A 4,253-nucleotide genomic window follows, 5' to 3' on the forward strand; every position below is an offset into this window, starting at 1 on the left:
TAAAGTACAACCATATGGTTGTAGGAATGATCGATCACCTCGATGTGGATCTGCTGTTTCATGCGCTGGCCGACGCCACCCGCAGGGACATCATCACGCGAACGATGACCCGGGACTATTCGGTCTCCGGGCTGGCCCGTAGCTACACGATGAGCTTCGCCGCAGTGCAAAAACATGTGGCCGTCCTCGAACGCGCCGGCCTCATTACGAAGCATCCACGCGGGCGCGAGCAGCTCGTTCGCGGGAGTCCCACCACTATTCGAACCGCCCATGGACTTCTCGAAGAACTCGAGGAGTTATGGCGGGACCGGATTGACCGCATGGGCGAGATCCTCGCCGAACCCGAATCAGGAGAAGCCGAATGACCGTCACGAACGTACGCAAGGACCCCGAACACCTCAAGTTTTCGATCACCGCAGAGTTCGACGTCCCGACCGACCGAGCCTGGCGACTCTGGGCAGACCCTCGACAGCTCGAACGCTGGTGGGGTCCCCCGACGTATCCGGCGACATTTGTCGAACATGATCTCACTGCGGGCGGGACCGTCACCTATTACATGACAGGACCCGAAGGGGACCAGCACTACGGCTGGTGGCGCGTGCTCACGGTGGATGCCCCGAACCGGTTGGAATTCGAGGATGGGTTTGCCGACGATGCAGGTAACCCGATCAGCGATATGCCGACCACAATGGCCATGGTCACGATCGAAGCCACAGAGTCGGGCGGCGCTCGTATGACTATCACTTCCACGTTCTCCACGTTGGAGGCCATGGAACAACTGGTGGAGATGGGGATGGAGGAGGGCATGACGGCGGCCATGGGGCAGATCGACGCTCTGCTTGCAGCTGATCTCAAACCTGGAGACACCGCCTGACAAACAGTGCCCCCATGCAGTCGTCGGGACGCTCGCCGGAGTTTGTATGAGCGGTGCGGTCTTCTGGGTCGATAGAGGTAGTAGACCGGTTGGTCGAGGGGAGCGGTGTTCGGATGCCCGGGACTATCGATTCTGGAGATCACAACCGTCAACGCAAGATTCAGGGTTGGAATCTCGGCGGTTGCCCGCTCCAGCGGAGTATGGTTGAGAGTGGTCAGTCGTTTCGACCGATCCTGCTTGAGATTCGCGACACGTCGGTCGTCCGGGCCGATCAACCCGAGGTGCATAAATGGCAACAGTGAACGACATCCTCGTCGACAAGGGCTCAGAGGTATATCGGATCGAACCAGACGCGACCGTTTTCGAAGCAATAACGCAAATGGTTGATAGGAATTGTGGAGCGCTGCTCGTCATGCTTGAGTCAGATATCGTCGGTATCATCACCGAACGCGATTATCTCCGGAAAATCGCCGTGGCCGGCCGCTCATCGAAGACGACCACGGTCCGCGAGGTCATGGTCAGCTCACTTATCGTTGTTGAACCCGACACCGATATCGACGAGGCGCTCGCTCTCATCACCGATCAGCGGATTCGCCATCTTCCGGTGGTCTCGGACAGTCAACTGCAGGGGATGATCTCGATTGGGGACCTGGTTAAATACAAGACCAAGGCGCAAGCATTCCAGATCAAACACCTTGAGGAATACATCTCGGCCAGGTGACCGTTGATGATGGGATAGGCGACCGCCCGGGCGCAGGACCCCCGGACGGACAGCGGATTGGTTGGCGGACTTCTAGCGGATCAGGCTCGTTCCGCACTTTCGCCAGGCAGGTGGGCCCGGATCTGTGTGATCTCGCCCGATGGGGCGAAGACCTGCGCGCTGGTCTGGCGGTCCAAACCAAGGCCGGGTCGACGTTTTGTGGTGCCATCGCGAAACACGATCTCGACCGACGCCTCACCAAGCGTTGCCGACACCACTACCGGTACCTGGCAGAAGGTCATGCCCAAGGAACCCTCAGGCAGGAGGATCGTCGTCGGCTTGAGGTGAATGTCATACATTTGCCATGTCTCTTCTTGATCGAGTAGCTCATCGAGTCTTAGAAGCAGTGGATCAAATCGGATCTCGCCGTTCTCGACCCGGATGCCGACCTCAAGGGGTCGCGTGAGCAGCTCCTCTTTCACGAGTCCGGTCATGCCTGGCTGTTGGGCGCCCGCATGGGCAGGTGTGTGCGAGTACGGATCGGTAGGAATCGCCCCGAACTCGACGGCCGTCTTGTTGAAACCCAATCCCGACCGGACCCGCCAGTAGGCGTCAACGAGGCGGTCCACGGTCGCAGAGGCTGTGCTGGCGGAGACTGCGTGAACTGCCGCGTCCTGGACTGCCACAAGTAGCTTGGCGACCATGTGCCAGTAGATGGAGCCGATCCCCTCGTAGCCATACATCGAGCCGGAACGACCCGTGTAGGCATGATGCCCGAACACCTTCTCATAGGTATCCAGCGTCAGGTCACGGTGGTCGGCTATGAGGTCGGTCCACCTGGCGTCGGCAGACAAGTGGTCGAGTGTGGCGTTTAGATCGTCCCGGTTGGCGAAGCTTGCATCGAACCGGAAGCGGCCGTCTACGTCGACGCCGATCACCGAGGGGTCGCCGGCTTCGGACAACGCAGCGAGCAGCGGGTTGCCCTCGACGGATGCGACCGGCACGACGTTTTTGTCCAGAAACGACGGAAGGTGACGGACCGGGTACAGCATGAAGCTGCGTTGGTCGGCCCGATACATGGCGCTGGAGAACAGGGCGTCGACAACATCGGCTCGTTCCTCCGGTGACAACACGCCTGACTCGAGTACGGCTACCTGGCCTCGGTCCTGGAGGTCACGTTGCGCGCGCCGGGTGTCGTCGACGCGTTGGCCCGGTTGATCACCCGAATTGAGGCGGATGCGTTGCCATTGACGGTGGGTGCCGGCACGGTTGTGGGAGTGGCCGCCGCCGACGCAGCCATCAAAGCAGGCGCCCGTTTCACCTTCTCGCCGATCGTGGAGCCGGCCGTTGCGGCGCGATGTCATGCCGAAGGTGTGATCTGGATTCCAGGATGTGCAACGGCGACAGACATTCACACCGCCATGCAGCTCGGGTGCCAAGCCGTGAAGCTTTTTCCTGCCGATGCCATCGGTGGCCCCGGTTTTCTACGGTCAATCCGATCGGTCTTCCCGAACGTCGAGGCGATCCCATCTGGTGGCGTTGTCCCAAGCCAAGACGTGCTTGAACAGTGGTTCGGCGCCGGTGCGGTAGCCGTTGCGATCGGTTCGGCGCTGTTTCCAGGCCGGTCGATCTCCAACGAAGACCGGAGCGAGGTCGAACGACGGCTCGACTCCGCCGTTTCGGCGGTTTCGGCGGCGAGAGTGCGGCTGGCCACATGAAGATCAATCTGCTTCCTTCTTCGGAGACGAAGTGGGATTGTGTCGCGCTGGGTGAGGTCATGTTGCGGTTGGATCCGGGGTCGGGTCGTGTCAGAACCGCACGATCGTTCAAGGTATCGGAGGGCGGCGGTGAATACAACGTCGCCCGGGCGATGTCCAAGGTGTTCGGCCAACGATCGGCGGTGGTAACCGCACTGGTTGACAATGAGGTCGGCCACCTGGCCGAGGACCTGATCATGACGGGCGGCGTTGACCTGGACCACGTGGTGTGGGTGCCGTCTGACGGATTGGGGTTCACGCGGGTCGGCCTCAACTTCACCGAGAAGGGTTTTGGTGTCCGACCGCCGCTTGGCGTGTCCGACCGGGCGAATAGCGCCGCGTCGAAGATGGCTCCCGGAGATGTCGACTGGATCAGGCTGCTGGCCGAAGAACGATCCCGGTGGTTGCATACCGGCGGGATCTTCGCCGGGTTGTCCGACTCTTGCGCCGAGCTTGCCCTTGAAGGAATGTCAGTCGCCCGTTCCGAGGGCACGATCGTCTCGTACGATGTGAATCATCGGCGGTCTTTGTGGAGTGTGCCGGGTCGAGATCCGGTCGCCGTCAACCGGAGGATGCTTCGGCAAGTCGATGTCGTGTTCGGGAGCATTGAGGACTACCGGACCGGCCTCGGGTTCGAGATCGAAGAGTGTCCGATCGGCGCCTGGGTTGAGGAGCCGGACAGGTTTGCGTCGCTCTCACAAGCGGTGATCGAAGAGTTCCCGCAGGTCCAGATGGTGGCGATGTCGCTGAGGGACTCTCGAACTGCAGGATTCAACCACTGGGGCGGACTGGTTCAAGAAGCGGGGTCGGTGCACGCTGCCCGACTTCGCCGAGACCTGGAGATCTACGATCGGGTGGGCGGCGGCGACGGATTCGTCTCCGGTGTTATTTGGGCGCTCATGGATGGTCGTCCGGCCTCCGA

General features: G+C 61.0%; 6 protein-coding genes. 5 read left to right on the forward strand and 1 reads right to left on the reverse strand.

Features of this window, described 5'->3' with window-relative positions:
* Positions 1–14: 14 nt before the first annotated feature.
* From JJE47_05235 to JJE47_05245, 3 genes are all read left to right on the forward strand, one after another.
* Positions 15–365, forward strand: a complete 351-nt coding sequence (locus JJE47_05235) for a winged helix-turn-helix transcriptional regulator (protein ID MBK5266819.1) — start codon at positions 15–17, stop codon at positions 363–365.
* Positions 362–874 (forward strand): SRPBCC domain-containing protein, encoded by a 513-nt coding sequence (locus tag JJE47_05240; GenBank protein MBK5266820.1) that lies wholly within the window; start codon positions 362–364, stop codon positions 872–874. Before JJE47_05235 ends, JJE47_05240 begins: the two co-directional genes overlap by 4 nt.
* A 289-nt stretch (positions 875–1,163) precedes the next feature.
* Positions 1,164–1,595, forward strand: coding sequence for a CBS domain-containing protein (locus JJE47_05245; protein MBK5266821.1), 432 nt, complete (start codon positions 1,164–1,166; stop codon positions 1,593–1,595).
* 80 nt (positions 1,596–1,675) lie between these two features.
* On the opposite strand, the gene JJE47_05250 is transcribed toward JJE47_05245, so the two are convergent.
* Positions 1,676–2,707 carry a hypothetical protein gene (locus JJE47_05250; protein MBK5266822.1) on the reverse strand — a complete coding sequence of 344 codons (1,032 nt, stop codon included), beginning with the start codon at positions 2,705–2,707 and terminating at the stop codon, positions 1,676–1,678.
* A 45-nt stretch (positions 2,708–2,752) separates the two neighbouring features.
* Here JJE47_05250 and JJE47_05255 point away from each other — a divergent pair, with 45 nt between their 5' ends.
* Both JJE47_05255 and JJE47_05260 read left to right on the forward strand, forming a co-directional pair.
* Positions 2,753–3,292 carry a hypothetical protein gene (locus JJE47_05255; GenBank protein MBK5266823.1) on the forward strand — a complete coding sequence of 180 codons (540 nt, stop codon included), beginning with the start codon at positions 2,753–2,755 and terminating at the stop codon, positions 3,290–3,292.
* Positions 3,289–4,253 (forward strand): sugar kinase (locus JJE47_05260; GenBank protein ID MBK5266824.1); only part of this gene is annotated, 965 nt, incomplete at its 3' end. The genes JJE47_05255 and JJE47_05260, both read left to right, overlap by 4 nt.

The organism is Acidimicrobiia bacterium, assembly GCA_016650365.1.
GTDB lineage: Bacteria > Actinomycetota > Acidimicrobiia > Spongiisociales > JAENVV01 > JAENVV01.